The 18,114-nt window shown below is 60.2% G+C and carries 18 protein-coding genes and 3 tRNA genes; 10 read left to right on the plus strand and 11 right to left on the minus strand.

All coding sequences use genetic code 11. From position 1 onward, the window contains the following. The 8 genes from G520_RS22480 to G520_RS0111130 form a co-directional block, all read left to right on the plus strand. Positions 1-502, plus strand: a 502-nt coding sequence (locus tag G520_RS22480) for an NAD-dependent epimerase/dehydratase family protein (RefSeq protein WP_036666091.1), incomplete at its 5' end; no start/stop codon positions are given. A 14-nt stretch (positions 503-516) separates the two neighbouring features. Continuing rightward, the gene (locus G520_RS0111100; RefSeq protein WP_028535726.1) at positions 517-1,797 is read left to right on the plus strand and encodes a lipopolysaccharide biosynthesis protein; all 1,281 of its coding nucleotides are present in this window, start codon (positions 517-519) and stop codon (positions 1,795-1,797) included. Further along, complete coding sequence (locus G520_RS0111105; protein WP_156876925.1) at positions 1,794-3,005, plus strand: O-antigen ligase family protein; 1,212 nt, start codon at positions 1,794-1,796, stop codon at positions 3,003-3,005. The genes G520_RS0111100 and G520_RS0111105 overlap by 4 nt, the downstream gene beginning before the upstream one ends. A 4-nt stretch (positions 3,006-3,009) precedes the next feature. Next, positions 3,010-4,278 (plus strand): beta-galactosidase, encoded by a 1,269-nt coding sequence (locus tag G520_RS0111110; RefSeq protein WP_028535728.1) that lies wholly within the window; start codon positions 3,010-3,012, stop codon positions 4,276-4,278. 10 nt (positions 4,279-4,288) lie between these two features. Beyond that, entirely contained in the window at positions 4,289-5,446 is a 1,158-nt protein-coding gene (locus tag G520_RS0111115; RefSeq protein WP_028535729.1) for a glycosyltransferase family 4 protein, read from the plus strand. Continuing rightward, positions 5,443-6,615, plus strand: coding sequence for a glycosyltransferase family 4 protein (locus G520_RS0111120; protein ID WP_028535730.1), 1,173 nt, complete (start codon positions 5,443-5,445; stop codon positions 6,613-6,615). The genes G520_RS0111115 and G520_RS0111120 overlap by 4 nt, the downstream gene beginning before the upstream one ends. Then, positions 6,581-7,357, plus strand: coding sequence for a WecB/TagA/CpsF family glycosyltransferase (locus G520_RS0111125; protein ID WP_211222814.1), 777 nt, complete (start codon positions 6,581-6,583; stop codon positions 7,355-7,357). Before G520_RS0111120 ends, G520_RS0111125 begins: the two co-directional genes overlap by 35 nt. Next, positions 7,357-7,818 carry a GDP-mannose mannosyl hydrolase gene (locus G520_RS0111130; RefSeq protein WP_036666094.1) on the plus strand — a complete coding sequence of 154 codons (462 nt, stop codon included), beginning with the start codon at positions 7,357-7,359 and terminating at the stop codon, positions 7,816-7,818. Before G520_RS0111125 ends, G520_RS0111130 begins: the two co-directional genes overlap by 1 nt. A gap of 55 nt (positions 7,819-7,873) precedes the next feature. Here G520_RS0111130 and G520_RS22485 read toward each other — a convergent pair whose 3' ends face one another. The 5 genes from G520_RS22485 to G520_RS0111155 form a co-directional block, all read right to left on the minus strand. After that, complete coding sequence (locus tag G520_RS22485; protein ID WP_169449832.1) at positions 7,874-8,953, minus strand: acyltransferase family protein; 1,080 nt, start codon at positions 8,951-8,953, stop codon at positions 7,874-7,876. 122 nt (positions 8,954-9,075) lie between these two features. Next, the gene (locus G520_RS23985; protein ID WP_028535733.1) at positions 9,076-10,161 is read right to left on the minus strand and encodes an acyltransferase family protein; all 1,086 of its coding nucleotides are present in this window, start codon (positions 10,159-10,161) and stop codon (positions 9,076-9,078) included. A 180-nt stretch (positions 10,162-10,341) separates the two neighbouring features. Next, positions 10,342-11,181 carry a class I SAM-dependent methyltransferase gene (locus G520_RS0111145; protein ID WP_028535734.1) on the minus strand — a complete coding sequence of 280 codons (840 nt, stop codon included), beginning with the start codon at positions 11,179-11,181 and terminating at the stop codon, positions 10,342-10,344. Between the two features lie 121 nt (positions 11,182-11,302). Beyond that, positions 11,303-11,482 (minus strand): hypothetical protein, encoded by a 180-nt coding sequence (locus G520_RS0111150; RefSeq protein ID WP_028535735.1) that lies wholly within the window; start codon positions 11,480-11,482, stop codon positions 11,303-11,305. Positions 11,483-11,598: 116 nt separating this feature from the next. After that, positions 11,599-12,702: an NAD(P)/FAD-dependent oxidoreductase gene (locus tag G520_RS0111155; protein ID WP_028535736.1), complete on the minus strand. Its 1,104-nt coding sequence runs from the start codon at positions 12,700-12,702 to the stop codon at positions 11,599-11,601. Between the two features lie 133 nt (positions 12,703-12,835). Between G520_RS0111155 and G520_RS0111160 the strand changes: the two genes are divergently transcribed. Next, positions 12,836-13,714 (plus strand): type 2 periplasmic-binding domain-containing protein, encoded by an 879-nt coding sequence (locus tag G520_RS0111160; RefSeq protein WP_036666098.1) that lies wholly within the window; start codon positions 12,836-12,838, stop codon positions 13,712-13,714. Between the two features lie 13 nt (positions 13,715-13,727). Here G520_RS0111160 and G520_RS22495 read toward each other — a convergent pair whose 3' ends face one another. The 6 genes from G520_RS22495 to G520_RS0111190 all read right to left on the minus strand — a co-directional run bounded on the left by G520_RS22495 (position 13,728) and on the right by G520_RS0111190 (position 17,057). After that, complete coding sequence (locus tag G520_RS22495) at positions 13,728-14,048, minus strand: hypothetical protein (protein ID WP_051229335.1); 321 nt, start codon at positions 14,046-14,048, stop codon at positions 13,728-13,730. A 74-nt stretch (positions 14,049-14,122) separates the two neighbouring features. Then, the gene (locus G520_RS0111170; protein ID WP_036666101.1) at positions 14,123-14,998 is read right to left on the minus strand and encodes an alpha-1,2-fucosyltransferase; all 876 of its coding nucleotides are present in this window, start codon (positions 14,996-14,998) and stop codon (positions 14,123-14,125) included. A 252-nt stretch (positions 14,999-15,250) separates the two neighbouring features. Continuing rightward, positions 15,251-15,326, minus strand: a tRNA-Ala gene (locus G520_RS0111175). 79 nt (positions 15,327-15,405) lie between these two features. Next, positions 15,406-16,575 carry a methionine aminotransferase gene (locus G520_RS0111180; protein ID WP_028535739.1) on the minus strand — a complete coding sequence of 390 codons (1,170 nt, stop codon included), beginning with the start codon at positions 16,573-16,575 and terminating at the stop codon, positions 15,406-15,408. 309 nt (positions 16,576-16,884) lie between these two features. Then, positions 16,885-16,960: transfer RNA gene (locus G520_RS0111185), tRNA-Glu, on the minus strand. Between the two features lie 21 nt (positions 16,961-16,981). Then, positions 16,982-17,057: transfer RNA gene (locus G520_RS0111190), tRNA-Ala, on the minus strand. 227 nt (positions 17,058-17,284) lie between these two features. Here G520_RS0111190 and hpnC point away from each other — a divergent pair. Continuing rightward, entirely contained in the window at positions 17,285-18,091 is an 807-nt protein-coding gene (gene hpnC, locus G520_RS0111195; protein ID WP_028535740.1) for a squalene synthase HpnC, read from the plus strand. Positions 18,092-18,114: the final 23 nt, after the last annotated feature.

Genomic DNA, 18,114 nt, shown 5'->3' on the forward strand with positions numbered 1-18,114 from the left:
GTACGGCACGCGCTACCTGGCGGTGATGCCGACCAATCTGTACGGTCCGGGCGACAACTACCACCCGGAGAACAGCCATGTGATCCCGGCGCTGATCCGCAAGGCGCACGAGGCCAAGGTCCGCGGCGACGCGCAGATGGTGGTGTGGGGCAGCGGACGGCCGCTGCGCGAGTTTCTGTACAGCGAGGACATGGCGGCGGCGTGCGTGCATCTGGCGCTGCTGCCCGAGCCCGAGTACGGGGCTCTGCTGAACGATCGCACGCCGCCGCTGGTGAATATCGGCGTCGGTCACGACATGAGCATCCGCGAGCTGGCGGAGACGGTGTGCCGGGTGGTGGGCTTCGACGGCGAGCTGGTCTTCGACGCGAGCAAGCCGGACGGCACGCCGAAGAAGCTGCTCGACGTAAGCCTGCTCGCGGCGCAGGGCTGGCGGGCGCAGGTGGCGTTCGAGGACGGACTGGCGCGCGCTTATGCCGATTTTCAGGCACAGCAAGCGCTCTGAGCCGCCGGAGCACTATGCGTAATTTCAGTAAGTTGCTGACAGGCCAGCTCGCACTCGGCGCGTACTGGTCGATGCTGGATCAAGCGGTGCTGAGCGGTTTGAATTTGCTCATCGGCATGGTGTTCATCCGCTTTTCCAGCAAACCGGACTATGCCTTGTATTCGCAGGTGATCGCGTTGATGTACCTGACGACATCGGTGCAAAGTTCGCTGATCAACTCGCCGGCGCTCAGCGTCTTGCCCAAGGCGAGGCCTCATCGCAAGAAAGAGCTGGCCAGCGGTTTCTTGTTCTGGCAATCGATACTCAGTGCGACGATGGTGATCGGCACGATGATCGGTCTGTTTCTGTTCCCTTCGCTGCTCAATAACGGCAGCCAGGTCGGTGTGGCGTGGGTGGCGGCAGCGGCGGGGCTGACCATCTTTACCTCGTGGTTGCGCGATTTCATCCGCAATCAGATCTATATCGAGATGCGCCCCTTCGCCTGCCTGCTGCTCGACGGCAGTTATGCGCTGCTGCTCGCGCTGGGACTGGCGGCGCTGTGCTTCTGGCATCGGGTCGATGCGCGCTGGGTTCTGCTGCTTGGCGGTGCGATTGCTCTGGCGACGGCACTGCCGTTTTTCCGTCTGGCCGGCTTGTCGCGCACGCGTCCCGCCATCGGCGTGGTCCTGCGCAAGGCGGCGCGGCTGGGAAAATGGGCTTTGCCGGCCGGGGTGGTATTGTGGGTCTTCGGTAACGGTTATGTGCTGCTCTGTGCCCGCCTGGTCGGTGTCGACGCCACGGCCGAAGTGGTGGCCGCCCGTCTGTTCATGGCGCCGCTCGGCATGATTTTTCTGGCCTGGGCCAATATCTTCAGGCCGCGCGCCAGTCGCTGGGTCGCCGGAAAGCAATGGGACCCGCTGGTACGGGCATCGGCATTGGCGGTGTTGGCGATTGCGGTGCTGGTCGTGGCCTATACCGCTGTCTTTTTGCTGGCCTATCCCTTTCTGCTGCAGCATGCAATGGGTGGGAAGTATGGAAATATCCAGCAGGAGATCCTGATATGGGCGGTATTTTTTCTGTTTGGCGGGGTGTGCAGCATTGCCACCGGGGTACTCATGGCGCTTGAAAATTACAAGTCGACTTTCGTCGGGTCGCTACTGGGAGCGGGTGTCAGCCTGCCGCTGATGATGGTCCTGGCCGGCCCCTACCACAAGGCGGGAGTGATGTCCGGGCTGGTCGCAGGCCAGATGGTGGTCGCGATCTACCTTTTCGCCGTTGTCAGACGCATGATCGCTGACAGGAGGATATCCGCTTGACTACTGAAATCCGGGTGCAAAACATCAGTTCGATCAAGTTCAGCGACTGGTTTTTCTATATCGTCCTGTTCCTCAAGCCGGCAGCGGATGCGTTTTACGAAGTCGGTTCCATCCGTTATCTGTATATGGTGCTGTTGTTCGGCACGGCCGCCATCGCCTTTACCGGCAAGAAGCTGGCGGGGGGGGCGATGCATTTCGACGGACGCAACTGGCTGCAGGTTGCGCTGTTCTCGCTGGCTTATTTCAGCTTCCTGCTGATCATGTCCGTCATCTATGGCGGTTCATGGGACGGGATGTTCAAAATCATCAGTCCTTTCATTCTGTTTCTGCTGATCAGTGCCGCGGCGGACGAGAATCTGATCTACGTCCTTGGTTGGAGCAGCGTGGGCACGATCATTGGCAATGCGATGCTGCTGCCGTTCAGCTATGGCTGGGTGTACTGGGGAACAGTGCATACCTTCAAGGGCTTTTACTACTTCAAGACCGATCTGGCCTATGCACTGACGTTTTCCGCCTTGTTCGTGGCGATGATGGACAAGTTCAAGCTTACACCGCTGGTCATGTTCTGCTTCGGCCTGGCTTCCATCCAGATCGTGCTTTCGAATTCGCGCATGAACTATCTGACGTTCTCGGTGCTGACGTTGTTTCTGCTGACGCGCAGCGGCTTGAGCGTGATGTCGATTGTCCGCATCCTCCTGTTGCTGACCTTCATCGGCGGGGTTGCGGCCACCCTGTACGATCCTACCCGCCTGCTGTCGTTCGATGCCAGCAACCTCAACAGTTTTACTCAGGGGCGCGATCATATCTGGTCGGTCATGTTTTACCAGGGCTTGATGAAGTACACCCCGCTGCAGTGGATGTTTGGCAAGGGAATGTTTGCCGATTCGTTAATCTATGCCCGAAATGTATTCTCGGCCGAGGCGCACAACGCACATAACGAATGGTTGCACATGCTGACCACGCAGGGGGTCATGGGACAGATCGCCTACCTTGCCCTGTGGTGGATGGTGGCCCGCGCCTGCCGCCGTTCGGACACCCCCGGCTGGTGCCGCCGGGTATTGGGGCTGGCGATGCTACTGGCTTTTCTGCAGAGCTTTACCATTCAGATTTCCTTGTTCTCGACCAAGACCTGGCCGTTGATGTGCGTCTTCCTTGCTGTCGCCATGGTGAAAGCGGAGAAGCCGGGCGTCGGCGCGCGGGAGAAATGAAGCCATGCGTTTTTTGAAGCTGCTGTGTTGCATCATCCTGCTCGCCGGGAAGTCCTGGGGCGGCGCACCGCTGGATAAGCGGTTTTTCGGTTTTCACGGGCACGAGCTGTTTTCGTCCGCCGCCGCTTTCAATGTCGGTTTCGGTTCGATCCGGCTGTGGGACACCGGCACATCGTGGCGTGATGTCGAACCCGAGAAAGGGCGTTTCGATTTCTCGCGCCTCGACGAGTTTGTGCGCATTGCCGGCAAGAACGATCTGAAGGTCACGCTGACGCTCGGCAGTACGCCGCAATGGGCCTCCCTGCGCAAGAACGAATCCTGCGCCTATGGCCAGGGCTGCGCTGCGCCGCCGGCCGATATCGAGGACTGGAAAAATTATGTCGCCACCGTCGTCAGCCGTTACAAGGGACGCATCGAGTGCTACGAGAGCTGGAATGAAGTCAGTTTCCCATCGGAGCCCGCCCTGCTGTACAAGGTCGGCGGGGGCAATCCGATGTTCTATTCCGGAACGATCGCGCAGCTGGTCGACTTGCAAAAGGTCGTCTACGAGCAGGTCAAGGCCATCGATCCAAAGGCCTGTGTCCTGTCGCCATCCTTTCACAGCACGGGAGACTGGGTGCGCAAGGCCGATCTGTTCATGAAGGCGGGTGGGGGGCGCTATTTCGACAATCTGAGCTTCCACTTGTATTTTGGCGATTGGCCCGAGCGGATGGTGCCGGTCATCGCAAGGCTGCGCGCTGCGCTCGACCACTATGGTCTGAAGGCCAGCCGCATCTACAACACAGAGGTCGGCATCCCCTTCGATCAGTACCAGAACCGCGCCCGCAGCCAGGCTGTATTGTCGGGGCACAGCAGCGGCGACCCGGCGAATATCGGCGCGGCCTTGATATTGCGAACCTATCTGACCAATGCGGCCTTCGGCGTGGACCGGGTCTATTGGTATGCCTGGGACGATGGGGTCTTCGGGATGGAAAAGCCCGATGCGTTTTCACGCGACGGCGAGAAACGCGTATTCGGGCAAGTGGTGAAATTACTGGAGGGGCAGACCATCGACGGTTGCGCCAAGGAGAGCGGCGATCGCTACTGGACGTGCCGCCTGCATTCGGCGGCGGGGAAAATGGCGGTGTACTGGACCGATCCGCATGCAGAGAGGGCGCAGTTCAAGATTCCGGCCACCGCCCGCTCCGCCTATCTGTTCGGGCGCGAGGGGGGGCAACTGCCCGCCGGCAGCAGTCTTATGCTGGGTTTTGAACCCGTCGTCGTGCGTTTCTGAGATGCTAACGATGAATCAGGCGACAGAGCTTGGCGAGGGAAAGCCGGTCACCAGCCAGGTGCCGCAAGGGGGCCGACGCCGGGTGGCGTTGATCACCAATATTCCCGCTCCATACCGGATCCCGGTATTCGAGCGTTTGGCCCAGTATCGCGAGTTGGAAATCTGCATTTTCTACTGCAGCGCGCGCGAGCCCAACCGCGACTGGAACATGGGGCGAGGACGTTATCGGCATACCTTCATGCGCGAACGGATACTGACCTGGCGCGGCCGCTATATCCACATCAACCCTGATATATGGGGCGAGTTGAAGCGCTTTTCGCCCGACGTTGTCATCACCACCGGTTTCAATCCGACGCATCTCCTGGCCTATGCCTATGCGCGTTTCCATGGTGTGCTGCATATACCGATGACAGATGGGACGGTGGTGTCCGAACGTACGCTGGGGTTCTGGCATCGCCTGGTCCGCAAGCATGTGTATCGCCACAGCGCAGCGTTCGTCGGTGCGAGCCTCGGCTCGCTCGATCTATACCGTGCTTATGGTGCCCGTGCCAGCGCGCTGTTTCAGTCCCACTTGTGCACGGATAATGCCGTCTACCCCGGGGTGCCGAAATCGGCCCGTCGATTCGACTTCATCTTTTGCGGCCGCTTTGCTCCGGTCAAGCTTCCCGGCTTTGCCATCGATGTCGCGCAGAGCGCAAGCCATCGTCTCGGGCGCAAGACATCCCTGCTGTTTGTCGGCTCGGGCGAACTGGAGAGTCGCCTGCGCTCCCAGGCCGCGCGTGTCAGCGAGGACGTCGAGTGCGAGTTCGCCGGATTTGCAACTCAGGCCGAGCTGCCCGGGTATTATGCCGCGGCGAGAATCATGCTGTTCCCCACGCTCTACGATCCGTGGGGCGTCGTCGCCAATGAAGCCTGTGCCGCGGGCTTGCCGGTACTGACCATGGCCAGCGCCGGTGTCGCGGGCGAGCTGGTCCGCGACGGTGAGAATGGCTATATCCTCGAGCGTGACCTCGAACGCTGGACCGATGCCGCTTGCGCCCTGTTGAGCGACCCGGCTTTGTACGCGGCGCAGTCGGCGCGCAGTCGCGAACTGGTCGCCAGCTACCATTACGATAATGCCGCGAAGGGCATTGCCGATGCCGTGACGTTCGCCCTGGAGAGTCGATGAGCCCGGTACGGGTATTACTGGTTCACAATGCGTATCAGCAGGCCGGGGGCGAGGATGCGGTCGTGGCCTCCGAAGCGGCGATGCTGCGCCGTTTTGGACACGAGGTCGCTCTCCTTACCCGGCATAACGATGATATCGCTGCGATCGGGCGGCTTTCCTTGCTGCGGCAAACGCTATGGTCCGGCACGACCCGGCGCGACTTTGATGCGAGTTGCTGCGAGTTCGCCCCTGACATCGTGCATGTCCATAATACCTTCCCCCTGATCTCGCCCTCGGTGTACTGGGCGGCGGGCCGGCGCCGCTTGCCGGTCGTGCAGACCTTGCATAATTTCAGGCTGTTGTGCCCGCAAGCCATCTTCCTGCGCGATGGGCACATCTGCGAGGATTGCCTGGGAAAGTTGCCGTGGCGCGGAGTGGCGCGGCGTTGTTACCGTGCTTCCCTGGCCCAGAGCGCGGCGCTGGGCGGCATGTTGGTGCTGCATCGTGCACTCGGAACCTGGCGCGGGCATGTCGATCGCTATATCGCCCTCAACGCGTTTTGCCGCGATAAATTCATCGCCGGGGGACTGCCTGCCGACAAGTTTTCGATCAAGCCCAACTTCGCCGATATCGCCGAACTCCCGGGGGAGGGCGCGCGTCGCGGCGGCCTGTTCGTCGGTCGACTATCGCAAGAGAAGGGACTGCAGGTTCTGGTCGGCGCCATGGAGCGCGCGCCCGGCCTGAACGTGCAGGTAATCGGCGCCGGCGATGGCGCCGATCTCGCGCGCCAGGTTTTCGGCGCCGGTTTTCTCGGCTACCGCGATCTGGATAGTATCTTGCACGGCATGCGCCGTGCGAGCTATCTGGTCGTGCCCAGCATCTGCTACGAGAGCTTTCCGCGCACGATTGTCGAAGCGTTCGCCTGCGGCCTGCCGGTCATTGCCAGCCGGCTGGGATCGCTGATCGATATTGTCGGACATGAGCGAACCGGCCTGTTGTTCGAGCCCGGCAACAGCGACGATCTGGCGGCCAAAATGGCCTGGGCCGACGCGCATCCCGAACGGATGGCGGAGATGGGGCGCGCGGCTCGCGCCGAGTACGAGCGCCATTACACGGCCGAGACGAACTATCAGATGCTTATGGAGATTTACCGACATGCTATCGACGATCATGCCGCTGCCCGCGCGTAGACGGGGTCGCGTAATCGGGGCGTCCATCGATGCGCTCGATTGGGACGAGGCCTTGACGAAACTGTTGCACTGGGGGGCGCAACATGAATCGCGCAGCGTATTCATCTGTAATGCGCATTCGGTGGTGACCGCGCGCCGCGATCCCGCCTTCTCGGCGGCCCTGGCGCGAGCCGACATGGCCACGCCGGACGGCATGCCGGTCGCCTGGATGCTGCGCTGGCAGGGCTTTTCCGCCCAGCAGCGCATAAACGGACCCGATCTGATGTGGCGCTATTGCCAACGGGCCGAAGCCGAGGGGCATAGCCTGTATCTCTATGGTGCGAGCGGGGACACGCTGCAGGCCCTGGTTGCCGTGCTGCGCCGTCATTTTCCGCGCCTTGCGATCGCCGGTTGGTATTCGCCGCCGTTCCGTCCCCTGAGTCCGGTGGAAGATCAGGAGGTCATCGAGCGCATCAATGCCAGCGGAGCGAATGCCCTGTTCGTCGGCCTCGGCTGCCCGAAGCAGGAGCTGTGGATGGACGAGCACCGTGGCCGTATCAATGCCGTGATGATCGGCGTGGGGGCGGCTTTCGACTACCACGCCGGCAGCGTGCGCCGTGCGCCGCTCTGGATGCAACGCCACGGTCTGGAGTGGCTCCATCGGTTGTGCTCCGAACCGCGGCGCTTGTGGAGGCGTTATCTTGTGACCAATACCCTGTTCTTGTTTCATGCTCTGCGCCAGTTGCTCGGACGTAAAGACTGATGCTCGACGTTGACGATTTCAGGCGTGTCGTACGCGATGCGCCTTTGGTGGCAATCGATCTGTTGGTCGGAGACGGGAACGGACACTATCTGCTCGGTTTGCGGCGCAACCGGCCGGCAGCGGGCTTCTGGTTCGTTCCTGGCGGGCGCGTTTACAAGGACGAAGCGCTGGATGCCGCCTTCGCACGTATCGCCCGGGCCGAGTTGGGACTCGAATTGTCCCGCTCAGGTGCAACGGCGATGGGGGTGTCCGAGCATTTTTATCCAGACAGCTTCGCCGATGTGACGATAGGCACGCACTATGTGGTGCTGCCGTACCGCGTGACGGTGTCGCGCGAGGCCATTCCCGTGCGGGCGGGCGAGAAGCAGCATTGTGCGCTCGAGTGGATGTCGTCCATGCAGCTGCGGACCCGCACCGACGTGCATGCGCATACACGTGCCTATTTTATTGCAGACGAATGAGGGGGGCGGAGCGGCTGGGATTGTGACTGACGGGCCATCCGGGCGGGCCACCTTGTCAGCCCAGTGCGTTTATCCATTTCCTGGTCAAGGCATGGCTTCCGCTGTCTATCGTAATGGCTGCCAGCCTGGAAACGAGATAGCCGAGCGCGGTTGTCGAAACGATGGCAAAGACAAAGGCGACATTGTCGAGTCGCGGTAGCAACCTCAGCGCGTGGCCAATAATATTCATTATAATAAAGTGAGATAGGTATATCACATAGGAATTTCTGCCTAGCTCATTGATTGCTGCGTTGTGCAATGATTTTTTTATTGCAAATGCACTCGAATAATACATTGTAATTATCGCAAGTACAAAATAAAATGATTGATGGCTTATTGTTTTTGTGTAAGCCAATAGGAGGCTTGTTAAAATCCATGCAATTATAATTTTTTCTCCGTGCAACCCTTTGTGATAAATTGCCATCCCAAGAAAAAATATCGGAAGCTGGTTGAAGAAATTATAATAAAGAAAATTTGCTATCAGAATACTGCCCGCGACGTGATAGTGGTCATTAAAAAAAAGGGTTGTTGCCGGTGCAATCGCAAGCGCGTTCAGGAAATAGGCCCCGGCCGCCAGCCATAGAAAGCCGTATTGGTTCCTGGTTCTCGAGATGATGAACGGGAAAACCAGATAGAATGTCATCTCGACGGCAATGCTCCATCCTCCCGGCACGACTGCATTGAAGCTGTCTGGCCAGAACCCGTGCATGAACGTCGCAGTCAGAACGATCTGCCTGGCACTTATCCCTTGCGGGGCCCAGTAGCCAGGCTCGGTTCCGTTGATGAGCAGGTATACGGGAATCGCGAGCCAGAACATCGGTGCAATGCGCATCATCCTGCGAATGTAGAATTTGAGCGTGCGGAAATTCTCACCTTCTCTGATATCCCACATATGGCACATCGTCATGGCACTGACCATGAAAAAAAGCTGTACACCAAAGTGCCCCAGATTGACCACTCTATTCAAGGTGGAGGACATTGTCGGGAATCGCGATACGGCATGAATCGCGATAACTCCGATGATGGCGATGCCGCGCAAGAAATCGAAAGGAAGCACTCGCCTGTCGTTTTCAATTGCTATGTTGGCTGCTGTCATGAGAGCTTCCGTTCTAATCAAGCTGAATCCGCCGATAGATATCATCCCGTTCCAGAGCTCGATGCGAGCTTGGAGTGGCGTGTGTCGACAGCTTTCGAAACCGTTGCTGCGTCAACTCTCTGCTAAGGTTCTTTTTGTCCAATGATAGTCATCGTCCATGGAGTCGAGAAGCGGCTTAACATTGCTTTTCGCATCCGCGGCTCATAGTGACGGGCAATGGCCAACGCGCTTGGGACGAGCACCGCCAGCAGCAGCAGACCGCTGAGTGGCGCGTACGCCGGCACCCGGTTTTTGAAGACAAAATAGAATATCTGACCGAACGGAATGTGAAACAGGTAGAGAGGGTAGCTGATTTCGCCGAGAGCAATCAGGAGCGGGCTCCAGCGCGTTTCCTGTCCTCTTGCCGCAATCAGTACCAGTATCGGGAATATGAAGATAATGATGAGCACATCGGTGATTTCATCATAGCGCCCGAAAGAAGGGGTCGACAGTATCAGCGCCACGGCAAGCAGGGTGGCCCAGGCGGGAAGGGCTGACGGCAGGTAGTGCTGCAGACGTTCTTTGTTATGGAACAGATAGATGCCGGCAAAGATTCCGAACGCCGAACGCGTGATACCCGTGCCGAAGCTGGACATCCCCCATGTCGACCCGCCGCCACCCGCGCCCTCCAGGAAAATTTCGGCGCTGAGCAGGCCTGCCGCTGCAATCGCAATCCAGGCCAGGCGACTGTTGTCGAGTCGGCGGCGGAAGCGGGCATAGACGCCGTTGATGACCAGCTCGTAAAACAGGGACCAGTAGGCCCCATTCATCGAATACAGGCTTGTGCTGTCACCGACTCTGGACGGCAGAAAGAGTGCTGCCAGCATGATCGCGGCAAGGAGCTGCAGGCACGTCGCATTAGACAGCCCGTGCCCGGGGTAGATGACTTTTCCGATTTCGCATGCGCCACTCAGTAGCAGCGACAGGATGAATGCCGGGTAGAGGCGCGCGAGCCGAATTTTCATGAATTCGAGTGCCGACAGTGTGCCGTTGGCGATTTTTGCATCATAGGCACAGGCAATCACGAACCCACTGAGGATGAAGAAAAGATCGACAGCGAGGTAGCTGCGGAACAGGGAGACGTTCCAGTAATGGCCGGTGTGACGCGTGAGAACGAAGAGGGCGGCGAGGCCACGGATCCCATCGAGAAAGCAGTACCTGTTTTTCATAATCGAACGCCCCTCCGATGGCAAGAGAGTCAGTGGTCGATCTGATTTTCGGTCGGGGTGGGGAGGAGCGGCAATTGCAGATACGGCAGGTTCGCTGCATTGGTACTAATGAGCGAGCCCAAGATGGTCTCTGTGTTAAAGAAACAGAACGGTCCGCGGGGAGCGGACCGGAGCTGGAACTCAGCTTCCTGCTTGCGGGGCGAAGAAGCGTTCGCCCATTTCTTCCAGACCGAGTTCGCTCAGCAATTCTTGCAAGCGCTGTGTGGGTTGGCGACGGGCCTGCCCCTTGCGCGTGGCGATGATCAGTTCGTTCTTCATCGAGTGTTCCCAGCCGACCAGCTCGGTCACGCTGACCTGATAGCCATGCGCTTCGAGCTGAAGACAGCGCAGGACATTGGTGAGCTGGCTGCCGAATTCCCTCGTATGCATGGGATGACGCCATAATTCGGTCAGTACGTTCTTGGCCAGAATTTTGCTCTTGTTCTTGCGCAACACTGCCGCAACCTCAGCCTGGCAGCAGGGCACGAGTACGATGAAACGCGCGTCCTTTTGCAACGCAAAGCGAATCGCGTCGTCGGTGGCGGTATCGCAGGCGTGCAGGGCGGTCACGACATCGATGCGTGCGGGCAGCTGGTCCGACACGATGGAGTCGGCGACACTGAGATTGAGAAAGGACATGCCGGGGAAGCCCAGGCGCTCTGCCAGTGCGCGCGAGCGCTCGACCAGTTCGTCCCGCGTTTCTATGCCAAAGATATGTCCGTCGCGGCTTCGGTTTTTGAAGAAGAGGTCGTAGAGGATGAACCCCAGGTAGGATTTGCCTGCCCCGTGATCGACCAGGCGCAAGGTCTGTCCGTCCTGATCGAGTTCGCGCAGCAGGGGTTCTATAAATTGGTAGAGGTGGTAAACCTGTTTCAGCTTGCGACGGCTGTCCTGGTTCATTTTTCCGTCCCGCGTAAGGATGTGCAGCTCCTTGAGCAGTTCGATCGACTGACCGGGGCGGATTTCTGGCATGTCTTGCATGTACGGTTCTCTGATAGGACGGCGGTAAGCCCTCTATTTTAGAGAATCTGCGGCTCTCGCGCTGCGTTTTAGCGCGGCAATGCAAATGGGCGCCGCAGCGCCCATCGTTTACCGTCGCGGTTTACCACTGAACAGGGTGCTGACCGCTGATTTGCAGGCTGCGGACCAGAAAGCGGATCAATGCGCTGCCCAGACGTTGTTGCCATGCCGGATCAATATCGTAGTCGAGGCCGGGAAGGCCGCTTCCGTTCAGAGTCGGAGAATAAACGTTAGCGCTTGCTTGGCTGGACTGGGTATTCATGGTTGTCCTCTCTGGGGGCTGGATGACCTGACTTTAGTTCCTGCACGGCGATAGATAAAATGAATAAATTTTACAAATAAAGTTCCAGTTAGGAATGAAATCGGTTTCGTTACTGCTTATAGCAGGGTCAGTACATGGTCGGCGATCGCGAGGGAGGCGGTGAGTCCCGGCGATTCCATGCCAAACAGATTGACGAGGCCGGGGATGCCGTGTCGCTGCGGCCCATCGATGAGAAAATCGGCTGCGGCTTCGCCCGGGCCGCTGATCTTGGGACGGATGCCTGCATAGGCCGGGTCCAGTGCGCCGTCGGGCAAGCCCGGCCAGTATGTGCGGATGGCGGCGTAGAAGGCATCCGCTTCGGCCGGGTCAACCCGGTAGTCCTCTTCCTGTATCCAGCGGACATTGGGGCCGAAGCGGGCCTGACCGGCCAGATCCAGGGTCAGGTGGGTGCCGAGCCCGCCCGGTACCGGAATCGGGTAGATCAGGTGGCTGAACGGCGGCTTGCCGCGCAAGCTGAAATAACTGCCTTTTGCCATGCGTGCCTGCGGCAGTGCCTGGCGCGGGTACGCCGCGATGGCCGCCGCCAGGCGCGGTGCGGAGAGTCCGGCGGCATTGATCAGTGTCCGGCACGCGACATCCATCGTCCCGCTCTCTTCGCCGACGGTCAGCACGATGCGCCCCGCCGTGTCGATCCGGCCCGCGACAAGCGGGCTCTGTACGGCAAGCATGGCGCCGTGGCGCTCGGCGTCGTGCAGTAATGCCGCCATCAGGCCATGGCTGTCGACGATGCCGGTCGACGGCGACAGCAAGGCGGCCCGGGCGTGCAGTGCGGGCTCCAGTTCCGCCAGTTCGTCCGGGCCGATCCGGCGAAGGTCATTGACGCCGCAAGCTTGTGCATTGCGGTGAATGTCGCCCAGCTGTTGCGCCTGCGCGTCGTCGCAAGCGACGACGAGTTTGCCCGGTCGCGCGTGTGCGACGGCATGCTCCTGGCAAAATCGGTATAACTGCGGGCGCCCGCTGATGCAAAGACGGGACTTGAACGAGCCTGCGGGATAGTAGAGTCCGGCATGGATGACTTCGCTATTGCGCGCACTGATGCCGCAGCCAAAGGCAGACTCCCGTTCGACTATCACGACCTCGCGTCCGGAGCGGGAGAGCAAACGCGCGCAGGCCAACCCTATGACACCGGCTCCAACGACGACGCAGTCCAGCGTTTCCATGATTTCCTCATGCCCCGAGCGAAGAGACTGCCGGCAGTATAGCGTGGCCCGCTCCGGAAATTGTCACATGTCCCATGTTATCGTGGGGCCGAAGGCACAGTGTCCATACTTTTTGTATGCACGGAGAAATGCGATGTGGCTGATCCGGTTTTTACTTCTGTCCGTGCTGGCGCTGTTCGCTGCGAGGGTCTCCAGTGCGGCGCCGGCTTTCGATATTGTGTATCCGCGCCCCGAGTCCTCCAGCGACCCGCGTTCGCTCTATCCCGAGCAGTTGCTGCGGCTGGCGCTGGAACGGAGTTGCCCGCAATGCCGAATGCGGCCTTCGTCGTTGCTGCTGATGCAGAACCGCGCTCTGACCGAACTCGGGAGAGCGGATGGGGAGGTCAATATCGCGTGGTCCATGACTTCGATCGAGCGTGAGCAACGCCTGCTGCCGATACGGATACCTCTCGATCGAGGTTTGCTCGGATGGCGGATTCTGCTGCTGATGCCGGCGACCGAAACACGGCTGGCGGCGGTGACCGGACTGGCCGATCTGCGCCGCTTCAGCTTGGGCCAGGAGCAGGATTGGCCCGATACGGCCATTCTGCGTCAAAATCAGTTGAATGTGCAGGCTAGCGCACAGTATGAAACCCTGTTCAAGATGCTGGTGGCTGGCCGCTTTGAACTGTTTCCCCGCTCCCTGATCGAGATCGGGCAGGAGGCGCGGCTCCATGCGGCAGAGGGAATGGTCATCGACAGGTATATCGTCATGCATTACCCGACGGCGTTCTATTTTTTTGTGAATCGTGGCAATGTCGCGCTGGCGGCGACGGTACGGCGAGGCCTGTTGCGGACCCTGGCAGATGGCAGTTTCGAGGCTTTGTTCCAGAAGACATTCGGGGCGCAGCTGAAGGCGGCGCGCCTCGAGAACCGCCGCGTGATCGAACTGGCAAATCCGCTGCTGCCGACGGAAACGCCCGTCATGCAGTCTGTCTTATGGTTTCGTCCGCGCGGGCGGTCCGCCAGTTGAACGTGTCAACGGTTTAACGCTTGCGGTTTTTTTTCGCCATTCTGGCTGCGCGAGCGAGCGAGGCCAGGTATTGATATCGCGCGATATGGAAGCCGGATTGCCAGAAGACGAAGCCGCCGATGGCGGCGCCGACCGCCAGCCCAGGCCCGGGGGCGCCGAGGCGCTCGCCCAGATACTCGCCGATGCCGGCCAGCAGGCAGGCAAGGACCAGACTTAGCCATGTCTGCCACATGATCAGATTGTGGCCCTGAACCTTGCGCCAGGCTTGCTCGCGTTCCTGTTCCGGGAGTGCTGCCAGTTCGGGAATGTCGTGAAACGAACGGAAAAAATGCATGCAGTGCCCTGTCTAGAAGTAGGGGATCCTGTCGGCCATGATAGTGGGCCGCAGACATGCCGGCAAGCCGGCTCCTAGCAGCGCAGCCAGGCGGCCGGGATGATGTCGGCCGATTCGTACTGTCCGCCGCTGAACCAGCACTGCGGGGCGACGACGACTTTGTCCGGGGCCGCGTTCAGCCATGCGCTCCACCAGCTGTAGCTGCTGTTGGCGATAATGGCGTGTCGGCACTGGCTCATCAGCTGCATGTCGTGAAAGTCGAGCTTGTCCCAGCCGTCGATGAAACTGACTGGCGCACCCGGAATGTTCACGTTTTGTCTGGCCCAGTCCAGGTCGTCCGAGAAAACGAAAAAATGCGGGGCGGAAACGCGCGTGCGGATTTCCGCTACCGCTCGTGCGTAGTAGTCCAGTCCGAGCGCCTGGAGCGAGGCGGCGGCGTTCGCCGGTTGCACATAGTCGCCGCGCCTTATGTGGATGGCCACGGCTTCGCACGCGCCGATTTTTTGCTCCCAGTCGCGCATGATCGCGTTGTCCGTGGCGGGGAAGCGCAACGCCTTGCGCACGGCGGGGGCGTGATCGTCGAAATAGCGTTCGCTCTGAAAAAAACCATCGAGGATGTAGACGCTGCCGCGTGCGTCGGCAAAGAAATCCGGATTGATATCGTGCCCGTTTTCGGTAAATAGCCAGCGACCGAGCAACGGGGGCTTGCCATTGCGCTTGCGTTTCCGGTCCAGTATCACTGCCGCCTCCATCAGACAGCACAACAGCTTGCCCAGGTTGGCCTGGGGTGCATTGAATGCGCCGAGCGAATAGCTGCGGATTTTCTCGGTAAACATGCGGCTGCTGTCGACCATGAGGCGCCGGCCCGAGCGTTCCGCCTGAGCAATGCCTGCCGCGTACTGGAACATCTGATTGCCAAGTCCACCGCGGAGTCGAACGATAACGGTCATGATTCTGCCTCGGTTTGGCATCGTCAGCGGCGACGATGCGACGACGGGAGATGCGCTGTTGTAGCGTGTGGTAAGTGTATAGAGTACATGAAGAGCTATTTTAAATAAATACAAATAACACTTGATGAATGATGCGTGTTCACAAGGCAGGCTCGGGCGAAATCGGCAAGGCGGGATAACGGAAATACAGGCCGCAGAAGCAGTGGGACGGGTGGGGCCGGAAGGGGACAACGATATCGGGAAAAAAGGAAGTGGTGGAGATAAGCGGGATCGAACCGCTGACCTCTTGCATGCCATGCAAGCGCTCTCCCAGCTGAGCTATACCCCCACTGGTGTGACTGCCGTCGCACCGTGTGTGCTGCGACGAGGCCGAACTATACCGGTCTGCGTCGTAGCGCACAAGCCCCTCACGGCGTTTTTTGCACGCAGCCTGCCAGTTTTTCCAGATGCTGCTGTGCTGCGCGCAGCGTCGATTCGCGCTTGGCAAAGCAGAAGCGCACCAGGTGCTGGCTGCGGCCGTCGCCGTAGAACGCCGAAACCGGGATGCTGGCCACGCCATATTGCTCGATCAGCCAGCGCGCGAATTCCATCTCGGTCAGATCGGGGCGGATATCCGAGTAATCGGCCAACTGGAAATAGGTCCCGCGGCAGGGCAGCAGGCGGAAACCGGCTCGGGTCAGGCTGGTCGACAACATGTCGCGTTTACGCTGAAACAGCTCCGGCAACCCTTGCCACGGTGCCGAGGTTTTCAGAAAACTCGCGAGGGCATACTGGCTCGGAGTATGTACGGAGAACACGAGGTACTGGTGCAATTTCCGGAATTCACGCGTCAACTCGGGTGGGGCCACGCAATAGCCTATCTTCCAACCGGTGGTGTGTACGGTTTTCCCGAAAGAATAGACGGCGAAGCTGCGTTCGCGCAGGGCTTCGTACTCCAGGACGCTGTGGTGGACCGCTCCGTCGAACACCAGGTGTTCGTAGACTTCGTCCGACAGCACGAGGAGGTCGTGGCGTTGCACCAGTTCGCTCAACGCTTCCATGTCCTCGCGTTCGAATACGCTGCATGCGGGATTGTTAGGGTTGTTCAGAATAATCAGCCTGGTGCGTGGCGTGACGGCATGCTCCACCGCCTGCCAGTCGACGGCGAACGCGGGCGGAGACAGGGGGACGCGTATGGCACGGGCGCCCTGGGCGCGGATCGCGGGTTCGTAGCTGTCGTACGCCGGCTCCAGGATCAGGGCTTCGTCGCCGGCATGGAGAACCGTGGCGATGACCGTGTACAGGGCTTGTGTGGCTCCGGCGGTGATGGTGATCTCGGTTTCGGCATCGACGGTCAGCCCGCGCTGCTGCTGGATCTTGTGGGAAATGGCGCCGCACAGCGCCGGCACGCCCGCCATCGGGGCATACTGATTGTGCCCGGCGCGCAGCGCGGACATCATCGCCTCGGCCAGGGCTTCGTCGCATGGAAAATCAGGGAAACCCTGCGACAGGTTTACGGCTCCCTGTTCTTGCGCCAGTTGGCTCATGACACTGAAAATCGTGGTTCCGACCTGGGGCAGCTTGGAAACGAGGGCCATGGTCTCTCCCTTCCGGCGGACAAGGCCGCAAAATGGTATCGATCGAATTAGAGGGCTGTCTTGTCGCCTGCGGGGTGCGCGAGCCGCGGCGAAAGCGGCGCTGCTTCCTGGCTGTTCCTGACACCTGGCGCGGCGCGGCGTACGGGACGCGTTGTCGCTGCCCGCAGGGGGCGAGGACGGACTGACAGTGTTCCATACTTCGCTGTCTGCGCCAGTCTGTCAAATGCTTCCGTGAGTCCGGCAAGTGCCGATAGGGGGGTGTGCAGAGGCAAAAAGCGCCGGAATGGCCCGGCGCTTGTCGGCGGTATCTGGCGTCCCTACGGGGATTCGAACCCCGGTTACCGCCGTGAAAGGGCGATGTCCTAGGCCTCTAGACGATGGGGACGTGGTGTGACGACTGGAATGATGGTGGAGATAAGCGGGATCGAACCGCTGACCTCTTGCATGCCATGCAAGCGCTCTCCCAGCTGAGCTATACCCCCATGCGCATTCACAGTGCGGGGCATTTTAAGCAAGAGTGCGCCGGCTGTAAAGGGGGAGGCCGATTTTGGTTTTTTGGGCCGGGCTGCCGCGTGCACGGCGAGACGGGCAGAGCGGCCGGATACCGGTGCAAACGGTGCCCGGTCGGCGAGCTTGCGCGGGAAATCGCGATGACTTCACGATCGTGGGACGGCGTCCGGTTATAATCGCTCTTTTTCAGGGGGACGGAATGTCGGTAAGCCATTACGAGAATTTCCCCGTCGGTTCCGTTCTGTTGCCGCGGCACTTGCGCGAGGCGGTGCACGCGATCTATCGCTTCGCGCGTTATGCCGACGATGTGGCGGATGAGGGCGATCTCGACGCTGCGGGGCGTCTGGCCGAACTCGGCCGGCTCGAGGCCGGGCTGGACGCCATCGCACGCGGCGACACCGGTCTGGAGCCCCTGTTCGCCGATCTGGCTGCCGCCGTGGCGCGGCATGCGTTGCCGCTGGCCCCGTTCTACGATTTGCTGTCGGCCTTTCGCCAGGATGTGGTGCAGACGCGATACCGCACTTTTGCCGAGGTGATCGATTACTGCCGCCGTTCCGCCAATCCGGTCGGGCGTCTGATGCTGGCGCTTTACGGAGAGAACGATAGCCGTAGCATCGCCATGGCGGATGGTATCTGCAGCGCCTTGCAACTGATCAACTTTCTGCAGGATGTGGCGATCGACGAAAAGAAAGGGCGCATCTATCTGCCGCAGGACGATCTCGCTCGCTACGGCATCGCCGAGAACGGTCTGGGTGCCGATGTGCCCGGCTGGCGCCCCATGATGTTGCAGCAGATCGAGCGTGCGCGGCGGATGCTGCAGGGCGGCGCCCCTCTGGGCAAGAGGCTGCATGGCCGCATCGGACTCGAGCTGCGTCTTGTCATCCTCGGCGGCGAGCGGATCTTGCAGAAGCTGCACCGCTCGGGCGGCGATGTCTGGAACGCCAGGCCGGTGCTGACCTGGCGCGATTGGCTCTATATGCTGTGGCGCGCATTGCGCGCCGTGTGAGCAACCCCGAATCTTAGGAGTGG

The sequence above is a fragment of the Paludibacterium yongneupense DSM 18731 genome, from assembly GCF_000422925.1.
GTDB lineage: Bacteria > Pseudomonadota > Gammaproteobacteria > Burkholderiales > Chromobacteriaceae > Paludibacterium > Paludibacterium yongneupense.